This window comes from Pseudomonas sp. M1, assembly GCF_022760135.1.
Lineage (GTDB): Bacteria > Pseudomonadota > Gammaproteobacteria > Pseudomonadales > Pseudomonadaceae > Pseudomonas > Pseudomonas citronellolis.
The window spans coordinates 5,721,870-5,747,443 of the sequence record NZ_CP094343.1 but is presented as its reverse complement, the minus strand read 5'-3'; the positions used below and the strand labels follow the sequence as shown (position 1 = coordinate 5,747,443).

The 25,574-nt window shown below is 68.5% G+C and carries 22 protein-coding genes; 6 read left to right on the top strand and 16 right to left on the bottom strand.

Features of this window, described 5'->3' with window-relative positions; genetic code table 11:
• Positions 1 to 203 precede the first annotated feature (203 nt).
• From PM1_RS25400 to arnB, 8 genes are read right to left on the bottom strand one after another with little or no spacing between them, the layout of a single operon-like run.
• The gene (locus tag PM1_RS25400; RefSeq protein WP_009617668.1) at positions 204 to 1,580 is read right to left on the bottom strand and encodes a UDP-glucose dehydrogenase family protein; all 1,377 of its coding nucleotides are present in this window, start codon (positions 1,578 to 1,580) and stop codon (positions 204 to 206) included.
• A gap of 17 nt (positions 1,581 to 1,597) precedes the next feature.
• The gene (arnF, locus tag PM1_RS25395; RefSeq protein WP_009617669.1) at positions 1,598 to 2,053 is read right to left on the bottom strand and encodes a 4-amino-4-deoxy-L-arabinose-phosphoundecaprenol flippase subunit ArnF; all 456 of its coding nucleotides are present in this window, start codon (positions 2,051 to 2,053) and stop codon (positions 1,598 to 1,600) included.
• Complete coding sequence (gene arnE / locus PM1_RS25390) at positions 2,050 to 2,394, bottom strand: 4-amino-4-deoxy-L-arabinose-phosphoundecaprenol flippase subunit ArnE (protein ID WP_009617671.1); 345 nt, start codon at positions 2,392 to 2,394, stop codon at positions 2,050 to 2,052. The genes arnF and arnE overlap by 4 nt, the downstream gene beginning before the upstream one ends.
• On the bottom strand, positions 2,391 to 4,037 hold the full coding sequence (arnT, locus tag PM1_RS25385) for a lipid IV(A) 4-amino-4-deoxy-L-arabinosyltransferase (RefSeq protein WP_009617673.1): 1,647 nt from the start codon (positions 4,035 to 4,037) through the stop codon (positions 2,391 to 2,393). Before arnT ends, arnE begins: the two co-directional genes overlap by 4 nt.
• Positions 4,034 to 4,918, bottom strand: a complete 885-nt coding sequence (gene arnD, locus PM1_RS25380; protein WP_161788522.1) for a 4-deoxy-4-formamido-L-arabinose-phosphoundecaprenol deformylase — start codon at positions 4,916 to 4,918, stop codon at positions 4,034 to 4,036. The genes arnT and arnD overlap by 4 nt, the downstream gene beginning before the upstream one ends.
• On the bottom strand, positions 4,915 to 6,918 hold the full coding sequence (gene arnA / locus PM1_RS25375) for a bifunctional UDP-4-amino-4-deoxy-L-arabinose formyltransferase/UDP-glucuronic acid oxidase ArnA (RefSeq protein WP_009617677.1): 2,004 nt from the start codon (positions 6,916 to 6,918) through the stop codon (positions 4,915 to 4,917). The genes arnD and arnA overlap by 4 nt, the downstream gene beginning before the upstream one ends.
• Positions 6,915 to 7,928: an undecaprenyl-phosphate 4-deoxy-4-formamido-L-arabinose transferase gene (gene arnC / locus PM1_RS25370; RefSeq protein ID WP_009617679.1), complete on the bottom strand. Its 1,014-nt coding sequence runs from the start codon at positions 7,926 to 7,928 to the stop codon at positions 6,915 to 6,917. Before arnC ends, arnA begins: the two co-directional genes overlap by 4 nt.
• Before the next feature lie 4 nt (positions 7,929 to 7,932).
• A complete protein-coding gene (gene arnB / locus PM1_RS25365; protein WP_024128157.1) occupies positions 7,933 to 9,072 on the bottom strand; it encodes a UDP-4-amino-4-deoxy-L-arabinose aminotransferase in 1,140 nt (379 codons plus the stop codon).
• A 360-nt stretch (positions 9,073 to 9,432) separates the two neighbouring features.
• On the opposite strand from arnB, the gene PM1_RS31180 reads away from it, so the two are divergent.
• The 4 genes from PM1_RS31180 to PM1_RS25340 all read left to right on the top strand — a co-directional run bounded on the left by PM1_RS31180 (position 9,433) and on the right by PM1_RS25340 (position 13,830).
• A complete protein-coding gene (locus PM1_RS31180; RefSeq protein ID WP_009617682.1) occupies positions 9,433 to 11,448 on the top strand; it encodes an aminotransferase class I/II-fold pyridoxal phosphate-dependent enzyme in 2,016 nt (671 codons plus the stop codon).
• 71 nt (positions 11,449 to 11,519) lie between these two features.
• Positions 11,520 to 12,308: a transporter substrate-binding domain-containing protein gene (locus tag PM1_RS25350; protein ID WP_009617683.1), complete on the top strand. Its 789-nt coding sequence runs from the start codon at positions 11,520 to 11,522 to the stop codon at positions 12,306 to 12,308.
• 51 nt (positions 12,309 to 12,359) lie between these two features.
• Positions 12,360 to 13,070 (top strand): ABC transporter permease, encoded by a 711-nt coding sequence (locus tag PM1_RS25345; protein WP_009617684.1) that lies wholly within the window; start codon positions 12,360 to 12,362, stop codon positions 13,068 to 13,070.
• A gap of 10 nt (positions 13,071 to 13,080) precedes the next feature.
• Positions 13,081 to 13,830, top strand: coding sequence for an ABC transporter permease (locus tag PM1_RS25340; RefSeq protein WP_009617685.1), 750 nt, complete (start codon positions 13,081 to 13,083; stop codon positions 13,828 to 13,830).
• On the opposite strand, the gene PM1_RS25335 is transcribed toward PM1_RS25340, so the two are convergent.
• Entirely contained in the window at positions 13,827 to 14,450 is a 624-nt protein-coding gene (locus PM1_RS25335) for a TetR/AcrR family transcriptional regulator (protein ID WP_009617686.1), read from the bottom strand. The genes PM1_RS25340 and PM1_RS25335 overlap by 4 nt on opposite strands.
• 104 nt (positions 14,451 to 14,554) lie before the next feature.
• Here PM1_RS25335 and PM1_RS25330 point away from each other — a divergent pair, with 104 nt between their 5' ends.
• The gene (locus PM1_RS25330) at positions 14,555 to 15,568 is read left to right on the top strand and encodes a succinylglutamate desuccinylase/aspartoacylase domain-containing protein (RefSeq protein ID WP_009617694.1); all 1,014 of its coding nucleotides are present in this window, start codon (positions 14,555 to 14,557) and stop codon (positions 15,566 to 15,568) included.
• Between the two features lie 332 nt (positions 15,569 to 15,900).
• On the opposite strand, the gene PM1_RS25325 is transcribed toward PM1_RS25330, so the two are convergent.
• From PM1_RS25325 to PM1_RS25310, 4 genes are all read right to left on the bottom strand, one after another.
• Positions 15,901 to 17,490 carry a peptide chain release factor 3 gene (locus PM1_RS25325; protein ID WP_009617696.1) on the bottom strand — a complete coding sequence of 530 codons (1,590 nt, stop codon included), beginning with the start codon at positions 17,488 to 17,490 and terminating at the stop codon, positions 15,901 to 15,903.
• Positions 17,491 to 17,668: 178 nt separating this feature from the next.
• Positions 17,669 to 17,998, bottom strand: a complete 330-nt coding sequence (locus PM1_RS25320; protein WP_009617698.1) for an XRE family transcriptional regulator — start codon at positions 17,996 to 17,998, stop codon at positions 17,669 to 17,671.
• Positions 17,982 to 18,359 (bottom strand): type II toxin-antitoxin system RelE/ParE family toxin, encoded by a 378-nt coding sequence (locus PM1_RS25315; protein WP_009617700.1) that lies wholly within the window; start codon positions 18,357 to 18,359, stop codon positions 17,982 to 17,984. Before PM1_RS25315 ends, PM1_RS25320 begins: the two co-directional genes overlap by 17 nt.
• A gap of 89 nt (positions 18,360 to 18,448) precedes the next feature.
• Positions 18,449 to 19,720 (bottom strand): cation:proton antiporter, encoded by a 1,272-nt coding sequence (locus PM1_RS25310; RefSeq protein ID WP_009617702.1) that lies wholly within the window; start codon positions 19,718 to 19,720, stop codon positions 18,449 to 18,451.
• Between the two features lie 654 nt (positions 19,721 to 20,374).
• Here PM1_RS25310 and PM1_RS25305 point away from each other — a divergent pair.
• Positions 20,375 to 21,538: a type III PLP-dependent enzyme gene (locus PM1_RS25305; RefSeq protein WP_009617704.1), complete on the top strand. Its 1,164-nt coding sequence runs from the start codon at positions 20,375 to 20,377 to the stop codon at positions 21,536 to 21,538.
• Positions 21,539 to 22,166: 628 nt separating this feature from the next.
• On the opposite strand, the gene PM1_RS25300 is transcribed toward PM1_RS25305, so the two are convergent.
• The 3 genes from PM1_RS25300 to PM1_RS25290 all read right to left on the bottom strand — a co-directional run bounded on the left by PM1_RS25300 (position 22,167) and on the right by PM1_RS25290 (position 25,549).
• On the bottom strand, positions 22,167 to 23,957 hold the full coding sequence (locus PM1_RS25300) for a phosphoethanolamine transferase CptA (RefSeq protein WP_009617706.1): 1,791 nt from the start codon (positions 23,955 to 23,957) through the stop codon (positions 22,167 to 22,169).
• A gap of 115 nt (positions 23,958 to 24,072) precedes the next feature.
• On the bottom strand, positions 24,073 to 24,867 hold the full coding sequence (locus tag PM1_RS25295; RefSeq protein ID WP_009617708.1) for a tetratricopeptide repeat protein: 795 nt from the start codon (positions 24,865 to 24,867) through the stop codon (positions 24,073 to 24,075).
• A 1-nt stretch (position 24,868) separates the two neighbouring features.
• A complete protein-coding gene (locus tag PM1_RS25290; RefSeq protein WP_009617709.1) occupies positions 24,869 to 25,549 on the bottom strand; it encodes a Fe2+-dependent dioxygenase in 681 nt (226 codons plus the stop codon).
• Positions 25,550 to 25,574: the final 25 nt, after the last annotated feature.

The following is a 25,574-nucleotide window of genomic DNA, read 5'->3' as shown; positions in this document are numbered from 1 at the left end:
GAAGGGAGAGGGGACTGTTGGGCAGGCGCTGGTGTTCCTGAGTCAGCCGGCTAGCACGGTGACTACCGGCTGAAACCAGGCCTTCTCTTGGCACGGACAAGCCCCCTCTCCCTTCAGGGAGAGGGCTGGGGAGAGGGAGCGGAGTCAATCCAACGCACCAGCGCCGCCGGGAAACACGGTTCGCGAGCAAGCTCGCTCGCCCCTCAGGCACTCCGCCGCAATGGCTGCTCCTGCGCCGGCACCGGCAGCCGGTGCGAATCCCCCCGGCCCATGGCGAAGTATTCGAAGCCATAGCGCGCCATCCGCTCCGGATCGTAGAGGTTGCGCCCGTCGAAGATCACCGGCGCCTTCAGGCGGCTGGCCAGCAGCTCGAAATCCGGGGCCTTGAACTGCTGCCACTCGGTGCAGATCACCAGGGCATCGGCGCCGCCCAGCGCCGCCTCGGGGGTGCCCATCAGTGTCAGGCGTTCGTCATGGCCATACAGGCGCTGGGCCTCGGGCATGGCTTCGGGATCGAAGGCGCGGACCTTGGCCCCGGCCGCCCACAGCGCCTCCATCAGGGCGCGGCTGGGGGCGTCGCGCATGTCGTCGGTGTTGGGCTTGAACGACAGGCCCCAGAGGGCGAAGGTGCGGCCCTTGAGGTTGCCGCCGAAGTAGGCGGCGATGCGCTCGAACAGCTTGTGCTTCTGGCGCTGGTTGACGGCTTCCACCGCGCGCAGCAGGTCGCTGGAGCAACTGGCGTCGTCCGCGCTGTGGATCAGCGCCTGGACGTCCTTGGGGAAGCAGGAGCCGCCGTAGCCGCAGCCGGGGTAGATGAAGTGGTAGCCGATGCGCGGGTCGGCGCCCATGCCCTGGCGCACCGCTTCGATGTCGGCGCCCAGGTGCTCGGCCAGCTCGGCGATCTGGTTGATGAAGCTGATCTTGGTGGCGAGCATGCAGTTGGCGGCGTACTTGGTCAGCTCCGCGCTGCGCAGGTTCATGCACAGGATGCGGTCGTGGTTGCGGTTGAACGGCTCGTAGATCTCGCGCATCACGTCCAGCACCTCGGGCCGCTCGCAGCCGATGACGATGCGGTCGGGGCGGCGGCAGTCGGCCAGGGCCGAGCCTTCCTTGAGGAATTCCGGGTTGGACACGATATCGAAGTCCAGGCTGCGGCCATGCTGGCTCAGCACCTTGTGGATGTGCGCCTTGACCAGGTCGCCGGTGCCCACCGGCACCGTGGATTTCTCGACGATCACCACCGGCGCCTTGCGGTGCAGGGCGATGCCCTCGGCCACCGCGAACACCGCGCCGAGGTCGGCCGAGCCGTCGGCGAGCGGCGGTGTGCCCACGGCGATGAACTGCACCAGGCCGTGGGCCGCGGCCACTTCCACCTCGCTGGTGAAGCGCAGGCGGCCGGCCTCCAGGTTCTCCTTCACCAGCTCGGCCAGGCCGGGTTCGTAGATGCTCACCTGGCCGCGCTGCAGCTTGGCGACCTTGGCCTGGTCGATGTCCATGCAGACCACGTCGTGGCCCACTTCGGCCATGACCGCGGCCTGCACCAGGCCGACGTAGCCGATCCCGAATACGCTGATTTTCATGGTTGTGTCCCTGGTGGTTACGGGTGATTCGAGCGCACCGCCGTGCTGCCGCCCTGGCTTGGGCCAGCATGCCGGTGCTTCGTTACGGTTCTTTTGCCGCGCGGCGCGTTGATGGTCAGCACGCCGGCGATCACCAGGGCCACGCCAAGGGTGCCGCGGGTGTTCAGCGGTTCGCCGAAGCCGGGCAGCGCGGCGGCGCCGAGGTAGACCAGGGCGTAGCTGATGCTCAGCAGCGAATAGGCGCGGCCCAGCGGCAGCTGGCGCAGGGCGCCCAGCCAGCACAGCAGCGACAGCGCGTAGGCCAGCACGGCGGCGGCGAGCACGCCCAGCAGCGGCAGGTGGTAGGTGCTCAGCGCTTGCAGCCACTGCGCCGGCTCGGGCAGGCGCACCATGGCCCAGCGCATCCCCAACTGGGCGCTACTGACCAGGGCCACGCTGCCCAGGGCCAGGGCGAAGCCGGTGACGCGGCTCATGCCTGCGCCCCCAGCAGCGCCACGCCGGCGCCGATCAGCAGGATGCCCAGCCAGTGGCGCGCATCGACGCTTTCGCCGAAGAGCAGGCGCGCGGCCAGGGTGACCAGCACGAAGTTCAGGCTCAGCATCGGGTAGGCCAGGCCCACCGGCAGGCGCTGCAACAGCAGCAGCCAGAGCAGCAGGGCGGCGCCCAGGCAGGCCACGGCCAGCAGCAGCCAGGGCGACAGCAGCTTGCCCAACAGGCTCAAGTCGCGTTCGCCCCAGCCGTCCACGGCGAGTTTCTGGGCCACCTGGCCGAGGCAGGTGAGCAGGCACACGGCGGCGAGCAGCACGGCGGTCATGGCGCGGCCTGCGGGATCAGCAGGAACACCAGGTGGTTTTCCCGGTAGCTGGTGACGTCCTTGGGCATCAGCGCCAGCTCGGCTTCGTCGCCGGGGCTGTTGACGCGCAGGATCACGCCCACCGGCCCCTTGCGGCGCGCATCGGCGAGCCAGGCGGGGAAGCCTTCCAGGCTCAGCGAGCGGCCCTGGGCGTCGGGGTAGCCGAGGCCGTACTTGAGCTCGCCCTCGGTGTTGAGCAGGAACACCTCGCTGCGCCCGGTGCGCCAGGCCAGCGCCGAGGCGCTGCCCAGGTCGTTGCTCAGCAGGGTGCGGGCGCCGGCCAGCTCCTCCAGGTGCTGGGCGATGAACTGGTCGGGCATCTTGCTGTTGACCATGCGCTCGGGCAGCGCCGCCGGCGCCGCAGCCACCAGCAGCCAGGCGGCCAGCGCCGGTGCGCCCCACAGCTGCTGCGGGCGCAGCCATTGCAGGGCGCCGCACAGGGCCCAGAGGGCGCAGACCAGGCCGATCAGCAGCAGGCTCGGCAGTTGCTGGTGGTACAGCGCCTTCTTCGCCTGCAGGAATGCCAGCGCGGCCAGGCCGAGCAGGCCCAGCAGCAGGTTCAGCGCGCCGTTCAGGCGCAGCGCCCGCAGGCGCCCGCTCTCCAGGGCGCTGGCCAGGGCATCGGCCATCAGCAGGGCCAGGGGCGCGAAGCAGGGCATGATGTAGGTCGGCAGCTTGCCCCTGGCCAGGCTGAAGAACAGGAAGGGCATGGCGAACCACAGCAGCAGGAACACCGCGTGGGGCGCGCGGCGCGCCTGCCAGCCGCGCTGGAAGGCGGCGGGGACCAGCAGCGTCCAGGGCGCCGCGCAGGCGAACAGCAGCGGCACGAAGAACCAGAACGGCCGCGCGTGCTGGGCGTCGCTGCCGGCGAAGCGCTGGATGTGCTCGTGCCAGAAGAAGAAATGCCAGAAGTCCGGCTCGTGCAGGTGCACCGCCAGCACCCAGGGCAGGCTGGCCAGCAGCGCCACCAGCACCGCCAGCGGGCCGAGCAGGAAGAGTTCGCGCAGGCGCCGGCGCCACAGCGCGTAGGGCAGCGCCACCAGCACCGGCAGCAGGCCGGCGAGGAAGCCCTTGGTCATGAAGCCCATGGCGCAGGCTGCGCCCAACGCCACCCAGGCGCCGAGGCGGGCACGGGGCGAGGTGGCCTCGAAGGCGAACCACAGGGCGAACAGGCTCAGGTTCACCCACAGGGTGAATTGCGGGTCGAGGTTGGCGTAGCCGGCCTGCCCGGCGATCAACGCGAAGCTGCCGTAGAGCAGCGCGGCCGTCCACGCCCGGCCCGGCTGCGGCCACAGCCGCCGGCCCAGCAGCCAGACCAGCAGGGTGCTGCAGGCGCTGACCAGCACCGAGGCGAAGCGCACGCCGAACAGGTTCTCGCCGAACGCCACCTGGCCGAGAGCGACCAGCCAGTAGCCGGCGATGGGCTTCTCGAAGTAGCGCAGGCCGAGGAAGTGCGGCGTCACCCAGTCGCCGCGCTGCAGCATTTCCTGGGCGACCTGCGCGTAGCGCGTCTCGTCGGGTATCCACAGGCCGTGCAGGCCCAGCGGCACGAGGAAGAACAGGACCAGCACGGCCCCGGCCAGCAGGGAATAGCGCCGGTTCATCGCTGCACGCCCAGCCAGCCTTCGCGGCCCGCCAGGCTGCCGCGGCGCAGCTCGCCCAGCGGCAGCGTCGCCGGGTCGGCCGGCAGCAACTGGCCGAGGGGGCGGAAGCGGATGCCGCCCTCGCGGGCATGGCCCAGCAGCGCGCGGAAGACGTCGGCCATGACGATGCCTTCCACCTCGGCGTGCACGGTGTAGACGTTCAGCGCCCGCGGGCGGAAGCGGGCCATGATGAAGTCGTTGAAGGCGCTGGCGGAGACCTCCGGGCCCACCACCTCGTCGAAGGTCGGCAGGTCCACCGGCACCTGCGGGGTGCCCGGGCGGCCGTCGGCCAGGCGCGGGCGGAACGGCGAGGCGCCGCGGCAGTCGCTGTTGTAGCGGAAGCCGAAGGCCTCCTTGGCCTGCACGGTGCGCTCGTCGGCGCGCCAGCCGGCCACCGCCGAGCAGTCCACGCGCTGGCCGAGGATGTCGCTGAGGCTGTCCACGCCCAGGGCGATCTGCCGGTGCAGCTGCTCGGCGCTCCAGTGGCCGGCGTTGGCCTGCCAGCCGTGGTGGTCCCAGGCGTGCAGGCCGACCTCGTGGCCGGCGGCCAGGGTGCGCCGCATCAGCGGGCCGAGGTCGCGGCCGATGGGCCGGCCGGGCCAGGCGGTGCCGGCCAGGAGGATGTCCCAGCCGTACAGGCTGGCGGCTTTGGAGCGCAGCATCTTCCACAGGAAGCGCGGCCGCGCCAGGCGCCACAGGTGGCGGCCCATGTTGTCCGGGCCGACGCTGAAGAAGAAGGTCGCCTTCACCCCCGCCTCGTCGAGCAGCTCCAGCAGCCGCGGCACGCCGTCACGGGTGCCGCGGTAGGTGTCGACGTCGATGCGCAACCCGGCCTGCATCAGCTGGCGATCCTCAGCTTGCCGGCCTGCTGCTGCTCGGCGATGGCCTCGCGCAGGAAGAAGTCGAGGGTCTTGGCGATGGTCTCGCGCATGTGCACCTTCGGCTCCCAGTCCAGCAGGCGGCGGGCGTTGTCGATGCTCGGCTTGCGGTGCGCCACGTCCTGGTAGCCGTCGCCGTAGAAGCTGCGGCTCTCCACCTCGCGGAAGCCGGCGAAGGGCGGGAAGTGCGCACGCAGCGGGTGGGCCTCGAACTGGCGCAGCAGTTCCTCGCCCAGCTCGCGGATGCTCGCCTCGTTGTCCGGGTTGCCGATGTTGACGATCTGCCCGTCGCAGCGCCCGCCGTCGTTGTCGACGATGCGCGCCAGGGCCTCGATGCCGTCGTCCACGTCGGTGAAGCAGCGCTTCTGCGCGCCGCCGTCGACCAGGCGGATCGGCGTGCCTTCCACCAGGTGCAGGATCAGTTGGGTGATCGCCCGCGAACTACCGATGCGCGCCGAGTCCAGGCGGTCCAGGCGCGGGCCCATCCAGTTGAACGGGCGGAACAGGGTGAAGCGCAGGCCCTTCTGGCCGTAGGCCCAGATCACCCGGTCGAGCAGCTGCTTGGACACCGAGTAGATCCAGCGCTGCTTGTTGATCGGGCCCACCACCAGGTTGGAACTGTCCTCGTCGAAGCTGGCGTCGCTGCACATGCCGTACACCTCGGAGGTGGACGGGAAGATCACCCGCTTGCCGTACTTCACGCAGTAGCGCACCAGCTTGAGGTTTTCCTCGAAGTCCAGCTCGAACACGCGCAGCGGGTTGCGGGTGTACTCGATGGGGGTGGCGATGGCCACCAGCGGCAGCACCACATCGCACTTCTTGATGTGGTACTCGATCCACTCGGTGTGGATGCTGATGTCGCCCTCGACGAAGTGGAAGTCCGGGTTGCTCTTCAGCCGTTCGATGGCGTCGGAGCCGATGTCCAGGCCGTACACCTCGTAGTGGCCGTCGCGCAGCAGGCGCTCGGAGAGGTGGTTGCCGATGAAGCCGTTGACGCCGAGGATCAGCACCCGCGTCTTGCGCCGGGGCTTGCCCACCGCGTGCAGCCGCGAGCCGATCACCAGGCCCATCTCGCGGGCCAGTTGCGCGCCGGCGAGGAACAGCCCGGCGTCGCCCTGCTGGCCGGCGACTATCTCCAGGCTGTCTTCGCCGCAGGCGATGCGCAGCGGCTCCACACTGAGCACGGCGCCGGCCGGGCGGCCCTGGTTGCCGGGCACCACCTTCGACTGCCAGACGATCAGCTTGCGCTCGCCCACCGGGGCGAAGGCGCCGGGGTAGGGCTGCGTCACCGCGCGCACCAGGTTGTGCAGTTCGCTGGCCGGGCGGCGCCAGTCGAGCAGGCCGTCGGCGGGGGTGCGGCGGCCGAAGTAGCTGGCCTGGCTTTCGTCCTGCTCGCGCTCGACGAAGTCGCCTTCGAGCATCGCCGGCAGCAGCCGGCCGAGCAGTTCGCCGGCGGCCTCGCGCAGCTTGCCGTGCAGGCTCAGGGCGGTGTCCTCGGCGTCGATGGCCACGCGCTGCTGGGCGATGATGGCGCCGGCGTCGGCGCGCTTGACCATGCGGTGGAGGGTCACGCCGGTTTCGCTTTCGCCGTTGACCAGCACCCAGTTGGCCGGGGCGCGGCCGCGGTAGCGCGGCAGCAGCGAGCCGTGCAGGTTGAAGGCGCCGCGGCGGGCGCAGGCCAGCAGCTCCTCGCCGAGCAGGTGGCGGTAGTAGAACGAGAAGATGAACTGCGGCTGCAGCTCGCGGATGCGCGCGATCCACAGCGGGTGGTTGACGTCCTCCGGGGCGTGCACCGGGATGCCGCGCTGCGCGCACAGCTGCGCCACCGAGCCGAAGAAGCGGTTTTCCCGCGCGTCGTCGGCGTGGGTGAACACCGCGTCGATCTGGTAGCCGGCGGCCAGCAGGGCTTCGATGCCGGCGCAGCCGATGTCGTGGTAGGCGAATACGAGGGTCTTGGCGCTCATTGGGCTAGGGACTCGACGGCAGGGGTAGGGGAGATCGACGCGGTGCTGGCGGTGGGCAGGGCCGCGCCGCGCGCCACGCGCTCGATGAAGAAGCGCGGGCGGGCGCGCACGTCGTTGTACATGCGGCCCAGGTACTCGCCGAGCAGACCCATGCCGACCAGCTGCACGCCGCTGAACAGGAAGAGGATGGCGAACAGCACGAACAGGCCGTCGCCGGCCCAGGCCGCGCCGAAAAGCAGGCGCAGCGCCAGCAGCAGGACGCCGAAGGCGGTGCCGGCCAGGGCCATGCCGGCGCCGACCAGGCTGAGCAGGCGCAGCGGGCTGGTGGTCATGCAGGTGACCAGGTCGAACATCAGGTTGACCAGGCGCAGGAAGCCGTACTTCGACTCGCCGTGCTCGCGCTCGGCATGGCCGACCACTATCTCGCTGGTGTGGCGGGCGAAGCTGTTGGCCAGGATGGGGATGAAGGTGCTGCGCTCGCGGCAGGCCAGCATCGCCTTGACGATGCCGCGGCGGTAGGCGCGCAACATGCAGCCGTAGTCGCTCATGGCCACGCCGGTGGAGCGCTGCACGGCCAGGTTGATCAGCCTCGACGGCCAGCGGCGCAGGGCCGAGTCCTGGCGGTTGCCGCGCACCGTGCCGACCACGTCGTAGCCCCTGGCGGCCTGCTCGACCAGCCGCGGGATTTCCTCCGGCGGGTTCTGCAGGTCGGCGTCGAGGGTGATCACCAGGTCGCCGCGGCACTGCTCGAAGCCGGCCATGATCGCCGCGTGCTGGCCGTAGTTGCGGTTGAGGATGACCGCCAGCACGTGGCTGTCGGGCGCCTCGGCGGCTTCCTGGAGCAGCTCGGCGGAGCCGTCGCGGCTGCCGTCGTCGACCAGCACGATTTCGTAGGCGCGGCCGAGCTGGCGGCAGGCGGCGTCGGTGCGGCGCAGCAGTTCGGGCAGGCTGTCCTGCTCGTTGTACACCGGGATGACCACGGAGACGCAGTCGATGGCATAGGGTTTCACGGGTTCACCGAAGAAGGGTTTCGCAGGCCCCGACCACGCGCTCCAGGTCGGCGTCGGTCATGTCGGGGAACAGCGGGATGGAACACAGGCGCGCCGAGTTCCATTCGGTGGCGGGCAGGCTGGCGCCGGGAAAGCGCTGGCGGTACCAGGTGTGCAGGTGGGTGCCGATGAAGTGGATGCCGCTGCCGATACCGCGCTGCTGCAGGGCCTGCATGAAGGCGTCGCGATGCATGCCGCAGGCCTGCTCGTCGATGCGCAGGATGAACAGGTGCCAGGCGTGTTGCTGCGGGTAGCCGGGCACGCTCAGCGGCTGCACCGGCAGGTGCGCCAGGCGCTCCAGGTACTGCGCGGCGAGTTCGGCGCGGCGGGCGTTGAGGGCGTCCAGGCGCTCCAGCTGTACCAGCGCGATGGCTGCATTGATGTCGGTGAGGTTGTACTTGAAGCCCGGCTCGATCACCTGCGCCTGGGGCTTGCGGCCGTGGCTCAGGCGGTCGTAGGCGTCCACCCCCAGGCCGTGGAACTTCAGGGTGCGCACGCGGTTGGCCAGGGCTTCGTCGTCGCTGACGAACATCCCGCCCTCGGCGCAGGTCATGTTCTTGATCGCATGGAAGGAGAAGATCGCCGTGCCGCGTGAACCGACGTGGCGGCCACGGTAGCGGGTGCCGGCGGCGTGGGCGGCGTCCTCGATCACCGCGATGCCGTGTTTTTCGGCCAGCGCGTAGAGCGGGTCGAGGTTGAAGGCGGCGCCGGCATAGTGCACCGGGATGATCGCTTTCGTGCGCGGGGTGATGGCCGCCTCGATGCGCGCGGCGTCGGTCATCAGGGTGTCGCGGTCGACGTCGACGAACACCGGCGTGGCGCCCAGCAGGCAGATCATGTTAGCGGTGGACACCCAGGTCTGCGACGGGGTGATCACCTCGTCGCCCGGGCCGATGCCCAGCGCCAGCAGGGCGATGTGCATGGCGCCGGTGGCCGAGGCCACGGCCACGGCGTGCTTGCAGCCGACGTAGTCGGCGAAGCGCTGCTCCAGCAGCTGGTTCTTCGGGCCGGTGGTGATCCAGCCGGAGCCGAGCACCTGGCTGACGGCCTGGATTTCCTCGGCGCCGATGCTGGGCCGGGAGAAGGGGAGGAACGCGTTGTCCATGCGGGTCACGGGACTGTGGCCATTGAATGCATCCATGCTCGCCGAGCATTCGTTAAGAACCCGTTATGAGCATGTTCGGAAAATGTCGCGGCCCTGCCTGCACCCTGGCGGGGCAGGGCAGACGGGAGAGTGCGGGCCGCTTCGTGCCCTTCGCCAGGCTTGCCGGTGCCTGCCGCGCCGGGCGCCGAAAATGGGCCCGCAGGCCGCGGCCGCTCTATTCCGGGGCAAATTGAACGAGCGCTCGATTTGGCCGGAAAACACTGTTGAACACTCGTTCATTCGTGGTTATGGTGATGCCACGCCCCGCCGCCGAACGCCGTTCCCGCCGCGGGTTCTCCGTCATTCGGGTGAGGTCCGTGCATGCGTTATTCGTCGCTTGTGGACAGGATGGTCGGGCCAGGCGCAGCCGCCTGGGATATCCACTACGCCGCCGTGGCGGCGCAACGCGCTGGGGAGGACGCGATCGTCCTCAGCGTCGGCGATCCGGACTTCGCCACCCCGGCCTTCATCACCGACGCCGCGGTGGTCTCGCTGCAGGCCGGCGACACCCATTACAGCGACGTGGCCGGGCGCCCGGAACTGCGCCAGGCCATCGCCGACCTGTACCGGCGGCGCTTCGACCTGCAGGTGGGCGCGGACAACGTCATCGTCCTCGCCGGCGCGCAGAACGCCCTGTTCGCCGCCGCCCTGTGCCTGCTGGAGGCCGGCGACGAAGTCATCGTCTTCGACCCGGTCTACGTCACCTACGAGGCCACCCTGAAGGCCACCGGCGCCAAGCTGGTGGCGGTGCCCACTCCCGCCGACAACGGCTTCCGCCTCGACGCGGCGGCCCTGGAAGCGGCCATCACCCCGCGCACCAAGGCGATCTTCTTCGCCAACCCGAACAACCCCACCGGCGTGGTCATGCGCCCCGACGAGCTGCGTGCCATCGCCGCCGTCGCCGAGCGCCACGACCTCTGGGTGGTGGTGGACGAGGTGTACGAGGCGCTGACCTTCGAGCAGCCGCACCAGAGCTTCGCCGCGCTGCCGGGCATGGCCGCGCGCACCCTGAGCCTGGGCAGCCTGTCCAAGTCCCACGCCATGACCGGCTGGCGCGCCGGCTGGATCGTCGCCGAGCCGAAGCTGGTCGGGCACATCGAGAACCTGGCGCTGAACATGCTCTACGGCCTGCCCGGCTTCGTGCAGGAGGCCGCGCTGGCGGCGGTGCGCCGTCACGACGAGGTGGCCGCCGGGATGCGCGAGGTCTACCGCCGGCGCCGCGACCTGGTGCTGCGGCAGCTGGCGCGCAGCCCGCGGCTGAAGGTGCTGAGCCCCGAGGCCGGGATGTTCGTGATGGTCGACGTGCGCGGCACGGGCCTGAGTTCCCTGGACTTCGCCTGGCAGCTGTTCCGCGCCCGCGGCGTGTCGGTGCTCGACGCCGCCGCCTTCGGGCCCCAGGCCGACGGCTTCGTGCGGCTGTCCTTCACCCTGGCCGACGAGACCCTGGCCGAGGCTTGCGAGCGCATCCTCGGCTTCGTCGAGGGCTTGCCCGCGGCCTCCCCTGTAGGAGCGGGCCCTGCCCGCGAATCGCGCGCAGGGCGCGCTCCTACACAGAGCGTGCTCGCCAGCAAACCCGTGATCGAAGTCCGCGACCTGCACAAGCGCTTCGGCCAGTTCGAGGTGCTCAAGGGCGTCTCGCTGTCGGCCCGCGAGGGCGGCGTGGTGTCGCTGATCGGCGCCAGCGGCTCGGGCAAGAGCACCCTGCTGCGCTGCATCAACATGCTGGAGGTGCCCAACGCCGGCAGCGTCAGCGTCGACGGCGAGATCATCCGCCTCGACCAGGACCGCCACGGCGAGCCGCGGGTGGCCGACCAGAAGCAACTGACGCGCATCCGCTCGCGGCTGGGCATGGTGTTCCAGAACTTCAACCTGTGGCCGCACCGCACCGTGCTGGAGAACCTGATGGAGGCGCCGACCTTCGTCCTCCACGAGAGCCGCGCCGAGGCCCGCGAGCGCGCCGAGGCGCTGTTGGCGCGGGTGGGCCTGGCGGAGAAGCGCAACGAATACCCGGCCTTCCTCTCCGGCGGCCAGCAGCAGCGCGTGGCCATCGCCCGCGCCCTGGCGGTGCGGCCGAAGGTGATGCTGTTCGACGAGCCGACCTCGGCGCTGGACCCGGAGCTGGTCGGCGAGGTGCTGCGGGTGATCCGCTCGCTGGCCGAGGAGGGTCGCACCATGATCCTGGTGACCCACGAAATGGCCTTCGCCCGCGACGTCTCCAGCCACGTGGCATTCCTCCACCAGGGGCTGATCGAGGAGGAGGGCACCCCCGAGGAGGTCTTCGCGCGGCCGCGCAGCGAGCGCTGCCGGCAGTTCGTCAACGCCCACCAGAATCGTTGAACCGGCCGCCCCGCGCGGCCACCCGGGCAAGCTTCTAGCACGACAAACCACAAGAAAGCGGAAGGGGCATCATGAATAGACAGGGTCTTTGCGGTTGGTTGGTGGGTGCGGCATTGCTGGCGGCGGGCATGGCCAGCGCGCAGGCGGAGACATTGCGCTTCGCCCTGGCGGCGGAGCCCTACCCGCCGTTCTCGGTGAAGCAGCCGGACGGCCAGTGGACCGGCTTCGAGCCGGACCTGATCCACAAGGTCTGCGCCGAGATGAAGGCGCAGTGCGAGATCGACGAGGTGGCCTGGGACGGCATCATCCCGGCGTTGATGGCGAAGAAGATCGACGTCATCTTCAACTCCATGTCCATCACCGACGAGCGCGAGAAGCAGATCGCCTTCAGCGTGCCCTACTACGACACCCCGGTGGCGGTGGCCGCGCCGGCCGCCAGCGACATCGCCATCAGCCCCGAGGGGCTGAAGGGCAAGGTGATCGGCGTGCAGATCTCCACCGTCAGCTCCAACTACCTGAAGAAGTACTACGAGAAGATCGCCGACGTGCGCTACTACGACACCCAGGACTCGGTGAACGCCGACCTGGTGGCCGGGCGCATCGACCTGATGATGGCCGACGGCATCGCCGTGAAGTCCTTCCTCGACTCCCCCGACGCCAAGGCCGCGGGCATCGTCAGCAAGGGCGAGGTGCCCCACGACCCGCTGTTCGGCCGCGGCGTGGGCGCCGGCCTGCGCAAGGACGACACCGCGCTGAAGGCCAGGCTCGACGAGGCCATCGGCAAGCTGCTGGCCAGCGACGACTACAAGGCGCTGTCGGACAAGTACTTCGGCCTCAGCGTCGCGCCCAAGCAGCAGTGATGAGCCGGCGCCGCCCCTGCCCGGGCGGCGCCGTCGTTCGAGGAATTCACCATGCAATCCTATCTCGACCTCGTCGGCTTCGGCGCCCAGGGCTGGGGGCCGGCGCTGCTGCGCGGGCTGCTGGTCACCCTGCAGATTTCCTTCGGCGCCTTCCTGGTCGGCATGCTGATCGGCCTGGGCGCCGCCAGCGCCAAGCTCAACGGCCCGCGCCCGCTGGCCGCCGCCGCGCGCGGCTACACCACGCTGTGCCGGGCGGTGCCGGAGCTGCTGCTGATCCTGCTGCTGTACTACGTCGGCTCCATGGGCCTGAACCAGCTGTTCGCCTGGCTCGGCTACGGCGACGTGAAGCTCAACGGCACCATGGTCGCCATCGCCGTGCTCGGCCTGGTGCAGGGCGCCTACGCCTCGGAAATCTTCCGCGGCGCCATCCAGGCCATCCCCTACGGCCAGATCGAGGCGGCGCGGGCCTACGGCATGCACGGCTTCGGCCTGTTCCGCCGCGTCACCCTGCCGATCATGGCGCCCAACGCCCTGGCCGGGATGGCCAACCTGTGGGTCAACCTGATCAAGGACAGCGCGCTGATCAGCGTGGTGGGCACCAACGAGCTGCTCTACACCGCCAAGCAGGCGGCCGGCTCGACGCGACACTACCTGACCTTCTACCTCACCGCGGCGGCGCTGTACTACCTGCTCACGGTGCTCTCCAACCTGTTCTCCGGCTGGCTCGAGCGGCGTTTCCGCCGCTGGATACCGGCGGTATGAGGCGCGCGCGATGAGCGATCACTGGATATTCAGCTACGCCAGCCTGCTGCTGCGCGGCCTGGGCACCACCCTGTCGCTGCTGCTGGTCAGCGCCGTGCTCGGCTTCGCCCTGGCGCTGCTGGTGGCGCTGGCGCGGATGTCGCGCAACCTGTTCGTGGCCAAGGCCAGCCTGGCCTTCACCAGCGTCATCCGCGGCACGCCGCTGCTGGTGCAGATCTACACCTGCTACTACGGCCTGGGCAGCCTGTTCGCCACCTACCCGCCGATCCGCAGCAGCTTCCTCTGGCCGTACCTGCGCGACGGCTACTGGTACATAGTGCTGGCGCTGGTGCTGTCGGTGGGGGCCTATGTCGGCGAGGTGGTGCGCGGCGGCCTCAAGGCCGTGCCGCGCGGCGAGCTGGAAGCCGCCGCGGCCTTCGGCATGCACCGCCGCCTGGTGCTCTACCGGGTGTGGCTGCCGCGGGCGATCCGCCTGCTGCTGCCGACCCTGGCCGGGGAAACGGTGCTGCTGCTCAAGTCCACCGCGCTGGCCTCGACCATCGCCGTGGTCGACCTGCTGGGCGCGGCCAACGTGGTGCGCGCGCAGACCTTCCAGGTGTACCAGCCGCTGCTGCTGGTGGCGGCCATCTACGTGTGCCTGACGTTCATCATCGAGGGCTGTTTCAACCTGCTGGAGCGCGCCACGCCGGTCCGCCGCGAGTCCGTCGCGCCGCGTTCGCGCGCCGGCTGGGTGTTCTGGCGGCGCAAGGCGAAGGTCTAGGCGTAGGCGCCGCGGCGCAGGCCCTCGACCCAGTGGCGGCTGAGCTGCAGGCCGTCCTCGGCGCTGAAGGTGGTGGGGTTCAGGCACCACTCCAGCCACAGGCCGTCGAGCATGGCCGACAGGCCGATGGAGGCCAGGCGCGGGTTGGCGATGGCGAAGCCTTCGCTGCGGGCGAGGTCGGTGATCAGGCCTTCGAGCAATTGCAGGTAGGCGCGGTAGCCGCGCTCGTGGGCGTCGTTGACCGGCGTGGAATGGCGGATGAGGCTCCAGAACACCACCCAGGGGCTGAGCAGGTCGGGGTCGAGCACGCCCGGGGAGAAGGAGCCGACCAGGAAGGCGTCCAGGCGCGCGGCGGGGTCCAGGCCGGCGGCGGCGACGCTCTCGCGCAGCGACTGGGTGACGCCGGCGGCGAGGCTCTCGTAGGCCTGGGCGACCAGCGCCTCGATGCTGCCGAAGTGGTGGTTGACCAGGCCCACGGCCACCCCCGCCTCCTTGGCGATGCGCCGCACCGAGATACCGGCGTGGCCATCGGCGACCAGGCACTTGAGGCAGGCGCGCACCAGGTCCTCGCGGCGTTCCTCGGGCGTGGCGCGGCGGGCTTTCTGGCGGGGGCTGTCCACGCGGGGGAGTTCCTTGTGCGGGGCGCCGGGGCGCGGTGGGTGGAATCGATACTAGGGGGCGCCGGGCAAGTTTGCCATGCCCCGCGACGAGGGAGGAGGCAAGCATGATCGAAGACGTATCGCTGCGGCTGAGCGGGGATTCCGGCGCGCCATTGACGGTGCCGGCCTGGCGCATCGACGCCGGCCGGCCGGGGCCGCGGGTGCACCTGCAGGCCGGGGTCCACGCCGACGAAATCGCCGGCATGCTGGTGCTGCACCAACTGCTGCCGAGGCTGCGCCAGGCGGCGGAGCAGGGGAGGCTCAACGGCAGCGTGACGCTGGTGCCCCAGGCCAACCCCTTCGGCATCGGCCAGTTCCGCCAGGGGCGCATCCTCGGCCGCCATCACGAAGCGACGGCGCGCAACTTCAACCGCGGCTTCCCGGCCTCGGCGAAAGCCACGGGCACAGTGGACAACCTCAGCGACTGGCAGCGCCAACTGGCCGCGCTGGCGGCGCCGGCGGACATCGTGTTGGACCTGCATACCGACGACGAGGCGCTGCAGTACCTCTACGTCCACGAACGCCTGTGGCCGGCGGCGCAGGACCTGGCCGCGGCGTTGCGCGCCGAGCTGGCGATCATCTGGGAAGGCGACAGCGACGGCGCCTTCGAGGAAGTGGTGATCGCACCCTGGCTGGCCGAGGATCGCTTCGACGGGCGCCTGGTGGCCACGGTGGAACTGCGCGGCCAGGGCGACGTCAGCGACGCGCTGGCGCAGCAGGATGCCGACGGCCTGTGGGCCTTCCTCTGCGGGCGCGGGGTGATCGAGGAAGCGGTGCAACTACCGGCCTGGCAAGGCGTGGCGGTGCCCATGGGGTTCATGGAAACGGTGTTCGCGCCGGTGGCCGGGGTGCTGGTGTTCGAGCGCGAGTTGGGTGAGGTGGTGCAGGCCGGCGAGCGCTTCGCCCGCATCGTCGCGCGGCCGGGGGATGCCGGGAGCGAGGTGGTGCTGCGGGCGCCGCAGACTGGGCTGTTCGTTACCCGCTATCGCGACCGGCTGATCCCGCGCGGGGCGATTGCGGCGAAGTTCACCGGCTCGGCGCCATCGTCCACCTGGAGCTCCGGTGCGTTGGATCCGTGATGAGATGTCAGGTGGGAAGAGTTGTGCGGGGGTTGGTTCCGTCCCCTCTCCCCAACCCTCTCCCTGAAGGGAGAGGGGGCTGTCCTGAGCGAGTGGGAAGTCAGGCGTCATCCTGCACCCTCGTTCGAATTCGCTTCTACGAAGCCAGCGCAAAAGCAGATGGTGCAGGATGAAACCGGACTATCTGCTTGCACGTACGGCCCCCTCTCCCTTCAGGGAGAGGGCTGGGGAGAGGGTGCGGAGTTCATTCGGAATACCGGCCCACCCGGGAGGCCTCCGCCACCAACAAAAACGCCCGCACAACGGCGGGCGTTTTCACGAAGGCACCTGACTCAGTGATGCTCGCGCGTCGCGCGGAAGGTGATGTCCGGCCAGCGCTCTTCCATCAGGCTCAGGTTCACCCGGGTGGGGGCCAGGTAGGTGAGGTGGCCGCCGCCGTCCACGGAGAGGTTCTCGAAGGCCTTGTCCTTGAACTCCTTGAGCTTCTTCTCGTCCTTGCACTCGATCCAGCGCGCCGACCAGACGTTGATCTGCTCGTAGGCGCACTCGACCTTGTATTCCTCCTTCAGGCGGCTGGCGACCACGTCGAACTGCAGCACGCCCACGGCGCCGAGGATGATGTCGTTGTTGCGCTCGGGGAAGAACACCTGGGTGGCGCCTTCCTCGGCCAGTTCCTGCAGGCCCTGGCGCAGCTGCTTGGACTTCAGCGGGTCCTTCAGGCGCACGCGGCGGAACAGTTCCGGGGCGAAGTGCGGGATGCCGGTGAAGCCCAGGTTCTCGCCCTCGGTGAAGGTGTCGCCGATCTGGATGGTGCCGTGGTTGTGCAGGCCGATGATGTCGCCGGCGTAGGCCTCTTCCAGCTGCTCGCGCTCGCTGGAGAAGAAGGTCAGGGCGTCGGCGATCTTCACGTCCTTGCCCAGGCGCACGTGGCGCATCTTCATGCCCTTCTCGTACTTGCCCGAGCAGATGCGCATGAAGGCGATGCGGTCGCGGTGTTTCGGGTCCATGTTCGCCTGGATCTTGAACACGAAGCCTGTGAACTTCTCCTCGGTGGGCTCGACGATGCGCTCGTGGGCGGCGCGCGCCAGCGGCTGCGGGGCCCAGTCGACGATGCAGTCGAGCACCTGGTCGACGCCGAAGTTGCCCAGCGCGGTACCGAAGAACACCGGGGTCATCTCGCCCTTGAGGAAGGCGTCCTTGTCGAACGCGTGGCAGGCGCCCTGCACCAGTTCCAGCTCTTCGAGGAAGTTGTCGTAGAGATCGCCCAGGTGCGCGCGGGCCTCGTCGGAGTCGAGCTTGTCGATGACCTGGGTCTCGATGCGCTCGTGGCCGTGGCCGGGCACGTAGACGATGATCTTGTCCTCGGCCAGGTGGTACACGCCCTTGAAGTCCCGGTAGCAGCCGATCGGCCAGGTGATGGGCGCGGCCTTGATCTTCAGCACCGCCTCGATCTCGTCGAGCAGCTCGATGGGGTCGCGGATGTCGCGGTCCAGTTTGTTGATGAAGCTGACGATGGGCGTGTCGCGCAGGCGGCAGACTTCCATCAGGGCGATGGTCCGCGGCTCTACCCCTTTACCGCCGTCGAGCACCATCAGCGCCGAGTCCACCGCGGTCAGGGTGCGGTAGGTGTCTTCGGAGAAGTCTTCGTGGCCGGGGGTGTCGAGCAGGTTGACCATGTGCTCGCGGTAGGGGAACTGCATCACCGAGGTGGTGATGGAGATGCCGCGCTGCTTCTCCATTTCCATCCAGTCGGAGGTCGCGTGGCGGTCGGACTTGCGCGACTTCACGGTGCCGGCGACGGCGATGGCCTTGCCCATCAGCAGCAGCTTCTCGGTGATGGTGGTCTTACCGGCGTCGGGGTGGGAGATGATCGCGAAGGTGCGTCTGGCCTTCACTTCATTGACAATTTTGCTGTCGGACATCGTTCTGGATCTCGATTGTGTACGCTGCTGTGTACACAGCTGAAGAGGCGCCCCTGGCCGTTTGTTCGGGCCAGCGCAGGAAACCGTGCATTGTAACAAAAGGTGGTCGGGATTGCCCGAGGGCGCAGCCGGGCGGGGGCTCGCCGGTTGCGAATGCCGCGATGGGCGAGGCGCTTGTCTATTCGTGCTCGGCGTGGAGGTCGCGGAAACCTTCGAGCTTGACCGGAGGGCGCCCCGGCAGGCGGGCGACCAGCTCCAGCGTGCCACCCATGGCTTCGACATATTCACGCAGGGTCGAGATCAGCATGTCGGTGCGCTTCTCGACCTTGGAGACGTTCCCCTGCTTGATGGCGAGGAGGTCGGCCATGGCTTCCTGGGTCAGGTTCAGCGACTTGCGCAGTTCCTGTAGCGTCATCTGCTCGGCGATGAGCTCTGCGCCGCGCTGTTCGATCTTCTGCCGGCGGGCCGTGGGGAGCCCTTTCATAACCTGCTCAAGTGACTTGGCCATTGTCTTTCCCCTTCTGCAAAGCGACCAGGTGCCGGTCGAAGCGGGCATCCGCGCTCATGATCAAAGCCTTGTAGAACTTCCTTTCGCTGCCGCCGGACTTGTCGCCACCGACGAGCAGCACGGCCTTGCGTTGCGGATCGAACGCGAAGGCCACGCGCCAGACACCGTCATCGGCCCTGAAGCGCAGTTCCTTCATGTTGGCGTGCTTCGAGCCCTTGAGGGTGTCCACTTGCGGACGCCCCAGTTCCGGACCGAAACGCTCCAGCACCTGGAGCTGGGCCAGCAGCTCATCCTGCACGGCCTCGGCCATGGCCGCGAATTCCGGCTCGAATTCATCGCAAAATTCGACCTGCCACCTCATCGTTGAATATATCCTTAAATGAATATTCCTTGAAGAGTATAATTCAGGGCGCCCGCCTCAAGCCGGCTCCGCGTTTCCTTGCAGGGCTGTCAGTGTTCCTCCACGGCCGCGGGCGCCTCGCCGCGGTAGAGGGTGCGCACCAGCGGGCCGATGGACAGGCCCTGGAGCAGGATGGACACCAGCACCACCACGTAGGTCAGGCTGAGGATCAGGTCGCGCTGTTCGCCCAGCGGCAGCGACAGCGCCAGGGCCACCGAGACGCCGCCGCGCAGACCGCCCCAGACCAGGATGCGGATGGTTCCGCTCGGCACCTGGCGGCGCCCGGCCTCGGTCTGGCGCAGCACCAGGATGGCCGGGGCCACGGTGAGCAGGCGCGAGGCCAGCACCGCGCCGCCGAGGACCAGGGCGGCCACCACGTGCAGCCAGTTGAACGGCAACAGCAGCAGTTCCAGGCCGATCAGGGCGAACAGCAGGGCGTTGAGGATTTCGTCGATCAGCTCCCAGAACTTGTCGATATAGCGCCGCGTCTCGTCGGACATGGCGTACTGGCGCGCCTGGTTGCCGATGATCAGCCCGGCCACCACCATGGCGATCGGCGCCGACACGTGCAGGCGCGCGGCCAGGGCGGCGCCGCCGATGACCAGGGCGAGGGTCAGCATCACTTCCACCTGGTACTGGTCGATGCCGCGCATCATCAGGAACACCCCGTAGCCCAGCGCCGCGCCGAACAGCACGCCGCCCACCGCCTCCTGCAGGAACAGCCAGGCGGTGGCCGAGACGGTCGGCGTCTCGCCGGCCATGAGGATGCCCAGGAGGATGGTGAACACCACCACCGCAGTGCCGTCGTTGAACAGCGACTCGCCGACGATGGTGGTGGCCAGCGGCTTGGGCGCGCCGGCCGAGCGCAGGATGCCGAGCACGGCGATGGGGTCGGTGGGCGAGATGAGCGCGCCGAACAGCAGGCAGTAGATGAAGTCCACGTGCCAGCCGAACAGGGCGAAGGTGTAGTAGGCCAGGTAGCCGATCACCGTGGTGGCGATCAGCACGCCGAAGGTGGCCAGCAGGCCGATCGGCCACTTGTAGTTGCGCAGGTCGCCGAGGTTCACGTGCAGGGCGCCGGCGAACAGCAGCGCGGGCAGGAACCAGGTCATCAGCACTTCGGAGAAGTCGATGCGGCGGATGATCTGCTGCATCTCCACCTCCAGCACCGGGTAGCCGGCCATCGACAGGCCCTGGGCGAGGAGCGAGAACACCAGCGCCGTGGCCATCACGCCGATGGTCGGCGGCAGCCGTACGAAGCGGTAGTTCACGTAGGTGAGCAGGGTGGTCAGCGTGATGAACGCCGCGGCGAGGTCGAGCATGTCGCAGGTACTCCTTGGCAAGGCAAGTGGGCCGGCCCCAGTGACCTATCCCTGGGTCGGGGGCACGCGGAAAGAGACCGGATGATAACCGGATATGGCGGACATATTGGCGAGCGCCGAGGTTTCGTCCGACAGGGGCGGGGAGTATGGGGTCCAGCCGTGGTTAGGGTTTCCGAGCTTGGTGCGCGAACTTTCCCCAAAACCTGGAGCGTGATGATGCCGCCGATGAACCCTCGTCGCTGTCCCCGGTCTGTCAAAAAGAAGGGGGATGATTAGGCCGTTCCGAACCCCTGGAAGCCCCGTGCTGTGCGGTATTCCGTGCATTTTGTCGAGTATCTAGAACAGTCAACCGGCCAGGCGACAAAGGGATTCGGCAAAGCGGCAATTTCTGGTTGAACTCACGGACTTCAGGTCCTAAAGTTCGCGCCCGAACGTCCATGCTGGAAACGATCCATCCGGCTCAAGTACTGACGACGAGAGTCTGCCTGACTAATCAGTTCAGCGGTTTCTGCGAGTCCTTCGCAGAAAGCGCCGGGCACCAGGTGATACTCGGCGACATGCCTTGGGAAGTAGGCGAACCAAAGTGGGGAAACGGATTAGACGTTCAGCTTCACCCCTACGTATCCATGTGTTTTGCCATTGGGAGTCCCAACCATGTCCATCAAGGTCGAGGATTACTTCGCCCCTGAAACCTTCCAGCGTATGAAGGCATTTGCCGACAAGCAGGAAACCCCCTTCGTCGTCATCGACAAGCAGACCATCGCCGACGCCTACGACCAGCTGACCCATTGCTTCCCGTTCGCCAAGGTGTACTACGCGGTCAAGGCCAACCCGGCCACCGAGATCACCGAGCTGCTGCGCGACAAGGGCTCGAACTTCGACATCGCCTCGATCTACGAGCTGGACAAGGTGATGAAGACCGGCGTGGGCCCGGAGCGCATCAGCTACGGCAACACCATCAAGAAAGCCAAGGACATCCGCTACTTCTATGAGAAGGGTGTGCGCCTGTTCGCCACCGACTCCGAGGCCGACCTGCGCAACATCGCCAAGGCCGCGCCGGGCGCCAAGGTCTACGTGCGCATCCTCACCGAGGGTTCGACCACCGCCGACTGGCCGCTGTCGCGCAAGTTCGGCTGCCAGACCGACATGGCCATGGACCTGCTGATCCTCGCCCGCCAGCTGGGCCTGGTGCCCTATGGCATCTCCTTCCACGTCGGCTCGCAGCAGCGTGACATCTCGGTGTGGGATGCGGCCATCGCCAAGGTCAAGGTGATCTTCGAGCGTCTGAAGGAAGAAGACGGCATCGAGCTGAAGATGATCAACATGGGCGGCGGCTTCCCGGCCAACTACATCGCCAAGACCAACGACCTGGAAACCTACGCCGAGGAGATCATCCGCTTCCTCAAGGAAGACTTCGGCGACGACCTGCCGGAAATCATCCTCGAGCCGGGCCGCTCGCTGATCGCCAACGCCGGCATTCTGGTCAGCGAAGTGGTGCTGGTGGCGCGCAAGTCGCGCACCGCGGTGGAGCGCTGGGTGTACGCCGACGTGGGCAAGTTCTCCGGCCTGATCGAAACCATGGACGAATCCATCAAGTTCCCCATCTGGACCGAGAAGAAGGGCGAGATGGAAGAAGTGGTGATCGCCGGCCCGACCTGCGACAGCGCCGACATCATGTACGAGCACTACAAGTACGGCCTGCCGCTGAACCTGGCCGCCGGCGACCGCCTGTACTGGCTGTCCACCGGCGCCTACACCACCAGCTACAGCGCGGTGGAATTCAACGGCTTCCCGCCGCTGAAGGCCTTCTACATCTGAGCCGCAGCTGAAGCGAAGAAACCCCGCCGATGCGGGGTTTTTTCTTTTGTCCCGGCCAATGCCTTTCCGGCTGCGCCGAGGGGCTTTTCGTAGGATGGGTTGAGCTTGCGAAACCCATGCGGTGGTGATGATGGGTATCGCTTCGCTCAACCCATCCTACGGGCGCGGAGGTGTAGGCAGGATAGCTCGGACGTAGGAACGGACTCTGTCCGCGATAGCCGGAGGTATCGGCGCGATTCGCGGATGAGATCCGCTCCTACGCGACCCCACCCACGCCATTCCCATGTAGGAGCGCGCCCTGCGCGCGAAATCGCGGGCAGGGCCCGCTCCTACAGTTCCAGGGACGCACGGGCGTAGGAGCGGACCTTGTCCGCGATAGCCGGGGGTGTCGGCGCGATTCGCGGATGAGATCCGCTACGCTGCCCCGCCCACACCATCCCCGGGACGCACGTCATGCGCACGAAATCGCGGGCAGGGCCCGCTCCTACAGTTCCAGGAAAGCACGGGCGTAGGAGCGGACCTTGTCCGCGATAGCCGGACGTATCGGCGTGATTCGCAGATTGCCCCAACACCGTACCCATGTAGGAGCGCGCCCTGCGCGCGATTTCGCGGGCAGGGCCCGCGCGGCTCAACCCTCGTTGGCCTGGCGTGCCTGGGCGGTAGCCGGCGCCTTGCCGGCCTTGGCCAGTTGCTGGTCGCCCATGGCGTTATCCAGCGGCAGCTTGTCGAACTCATGCAGGCCGTTCTTCGCGTAGGGATCGCCGATCCAGCGGGGTGCCGCCACGAAGCGCTCGTTGACCAGGCTCTTGCCCGGCTCGTAGCGGTCGTAGCTCAGGCCCGCCAGGTCGGACAGGGTGTGGATCAGGTGCGAGCTGCTGTAGGGCCTTCCGCTCAGCGCCTGCAGGTCGCGCGGATGGGCCTGCTGCCAGCTCGGCGAGGTCCAGAGCAGGAAGGGGATGGTGTACATCGGCCGCGTTGGGTCGCCCTCGTTGCGCCCCAGGCGGTCGTGCTTGCCGGAGCTGAAGACCTCCTCGCCATGGTCGGAAAGGTACACCAGGAAGCCGTTCGGCTCGCTGGCGGCGTAGCGCTTGATCAGGCTGGCGACCACGAAGTCGTTGTGCAGCACCGCGTTGTCGTAGGCGTTGTAGGTGTCCGCCTGATCGTCCGAGAGCCCGGCCGGCACGCCCTGGCGGTCCTTGAAGCGGGCGAACGCCTCGGGGTAGCGATAGCGGTAGTCCATGTGGGTGCCCAGCAGGTGCACCACGATGAGTTTCTTCGGCGCCGGGTCCTTGAGCACCTGTTCGAAGGGTGCGAAGACCACGTCGTCGTACTGGCGGGCGTTCTGGTTGCGCTGGTTGTTCAGGTAGAACTGCTCGTCCGTCTGCTGCGAGAAGGTGGTGAGCATGGTGTTGCGCTTGGTCATCGTCTGCTGGTTGGTGATCCAGAAGGTCTTGTAGCCGGCCTGCTTCATCAGGTTGATCAGCGACGGGTCGGTGAGGAAGCGGTCCGGGTGCTGCTCGTCGCCGAAGGTGAGGATCTGCTGCATCACCTCGATGGTGTAGGGGCGCGGCGAGACCACGTCCTTGAACACCGTCAGGTTGCGGTCGCCGGCGGCCAGGGCGTCGAGGTTCGGCGTGGTCGGCCGGTCGTAGCCGTACAGGTGCATGTGCTCGCGGGTGGTGGATTCGCCCAGCACCAGCACCAGGGTGCGCGGCGCCTCGCCGCTGTTGTCCTGCAGGTTCTTCAGCGGCGGCAGGGCGGCGTTGCGCTGCAGCAGCTTCTGCATGTTGTCCAGCTGCTGGCGGTACTGCGCGTAGCCCACCACCAGTTGCCAGGGCACCGCCGGCTCCATGCGCTGCTGCACCTTCTCCAGGGCCTGGGCGAAGCTGCGCTCCTGGCTGACCATCTGCTTGTAGAAGGGGTAGACCAGGTTCGCCGCCACCAGCAGCACGGCCAGGGCCACCCGGGCCGGCGCGGGCATGCGCAGCGGGCGCACGCGCCGCCACAACAGCACCGCCACCGCGGTGTAGAGCAGCAGGGCCAGGCACAGCCAGGTGCTGAAGTACTGGCTGAAGTATTCGCCGGCCTCGGCCGTGTTCGACTCGAACATGACGAAGATGACGCTCTGCGAGAACTCCTGGTGGTAGATGCCGAAGTAGCTCAGGCCCACCAGCGAGGCCGCCCACAGCACCAGGCCGATCAGCGCCGCCAGGCCGCGGGTGAAGCGCGGCAGCAGCAGCGGCGGGGCCAGCCACAGGCTGCTGAGGAAGAAGGCGTCGCGGAAGCCGGCGAAGCCGGTGGTGCCGCTGAACAGGATCAGCGCCTGGGTGACGCCGGAGAAGTACCAGAAGAACAGCAGCAGCCAGCCCAGGCCGGCCCAGTCCACCTTGCGGCGGGAGGGGGTGGTTGCAGTCGACACGCTTGCCTCGTCTTGCAGGGGCCGCCCGTGCGGGGCGGTCAGTTGGCTTGCGAGCCTAGCGAGGCATGTGTGAAGGGCGGGGCAAGGACATGTGAAAAAAACGTCAAGAAATCGCTTACAGGCGCTTGAGCGCCGCGGCGAACAGATCGGCGTCGGCCGTCTCGCCGAGTTCCGCGGCGCGCCGGTAGTAGGCCAGGGCCAGGCTGCGCAGTTCCGGCTGCGGCGCCCGTTCCAGCTGCTCGCGGGCCACCCGCAGGAAGTTCAGGTTGCCACCCTCCAGGGCGCGCAGCAGCCAGTAGCGCGCGTCCTCCACCTCGCCCCGCTCGGCCAGCGCCGCGGCGTGGCTGAACTGGCCGCGGAAGTCGCCGGCCACCGCCGAGCGGCGGTACCACTCGCGGGCCTGCTCGGGGTCGCGCGGCACGCACAGGCCTTCCTCGTAATGGCGGCCGACCAGGTTCATCGACTTGGCGTGGCCGAGGTCGGCGGCGCGCCGGTACAGCGCCAGGGCATGGGCCGCGTCACGCGGCACGCCGCGGCCGGTGGCCAGCAGGTTGGCCAGGTTGTACAGGCCCCAGTCGAGGTCCACGGCCGCCGCGCGGGCATAGTGCTCGGCTGCCTCGGCGGGGTTGGCGGGCACGCCCCAGCCGTGCTCCAGGCAGCGCCCGAGCATGTTGCGCGCCATGGCGTGGCCGCGCTCGGCGGCGATGCGGAACCAGGTCGCCGCCAGCGCGGCGTCGCGCTCGATGCCCTGGCCGTCGAGGAGGATCTGCCCGAGCAGCGCCTGGGCCTCGACGTCGCCCTGGCGCGCGGCTTCGAGGATGGCCGCCGCGGCCTGGCGCGGGTCGCTGGCCAGGCGGGCGCGCAGTTGCTCCACCGAGAGCTCTTCGCGCCGGCGCAGGACGAACGCCATGTCAGACCTCGACCCAGCGCCGCAGCAGGTTGTGGTAGGTGCCGGTCAGCTCGACCAGGGCCGGGTGCTCGGGCACATCGGCGCTGAGCTTCTGGATCGCCTGGTCCATCTGGAACAGCAGGGCGCGCTGGCTGTCCTCGCGCACCAGGCTCTGCGTCCAGAAGAACGAGGCGAAGCGCGCGCCGCGGGTCACCGGCTCGACCTTGTGCAGGCTGGTGCCGGGGTAGAGCACCAGGTCGCCGGCCGGCAGCTTCACGCGCTGCTCGCCGTAGGTGTCCTGGATGACCAGTTCGCCGCCGTCGTAGTCCTCGGGGTCGCTGAAGAACAGGGTGGAGGAGAGGTCGGTGCGCACCCGTTCGCGGCCGCCCTGGACGTCGCGCACGGCGTTGTCGATGTGGAAGTCGAAGCTGCCGCCGCCGGTGTAGCAGTTGAACAGCGGCGGGAACACCTTGTGCGGCAGGGCCGCGGACATGAACAGCGGGTTCTGCCACAGGCGCAGCAGCATGGCCTCGGAAATCTCACGGGCCAGCGGGTGGTCCTGGGCCAGCTGCAGGTTGTGCTTGGCCTTGGCCGACTGGTAGCCGGCGGTGACCTTGCCGTCGCCCCACTCGGCCTGCTCCAGGGCGGTGCGGATGCGGGTCACCTCGTCGCGGGTGAACAGGCCGGGAATGTGCAGCAGCATGGCGGGGCTCGGTCAAATGAAAATC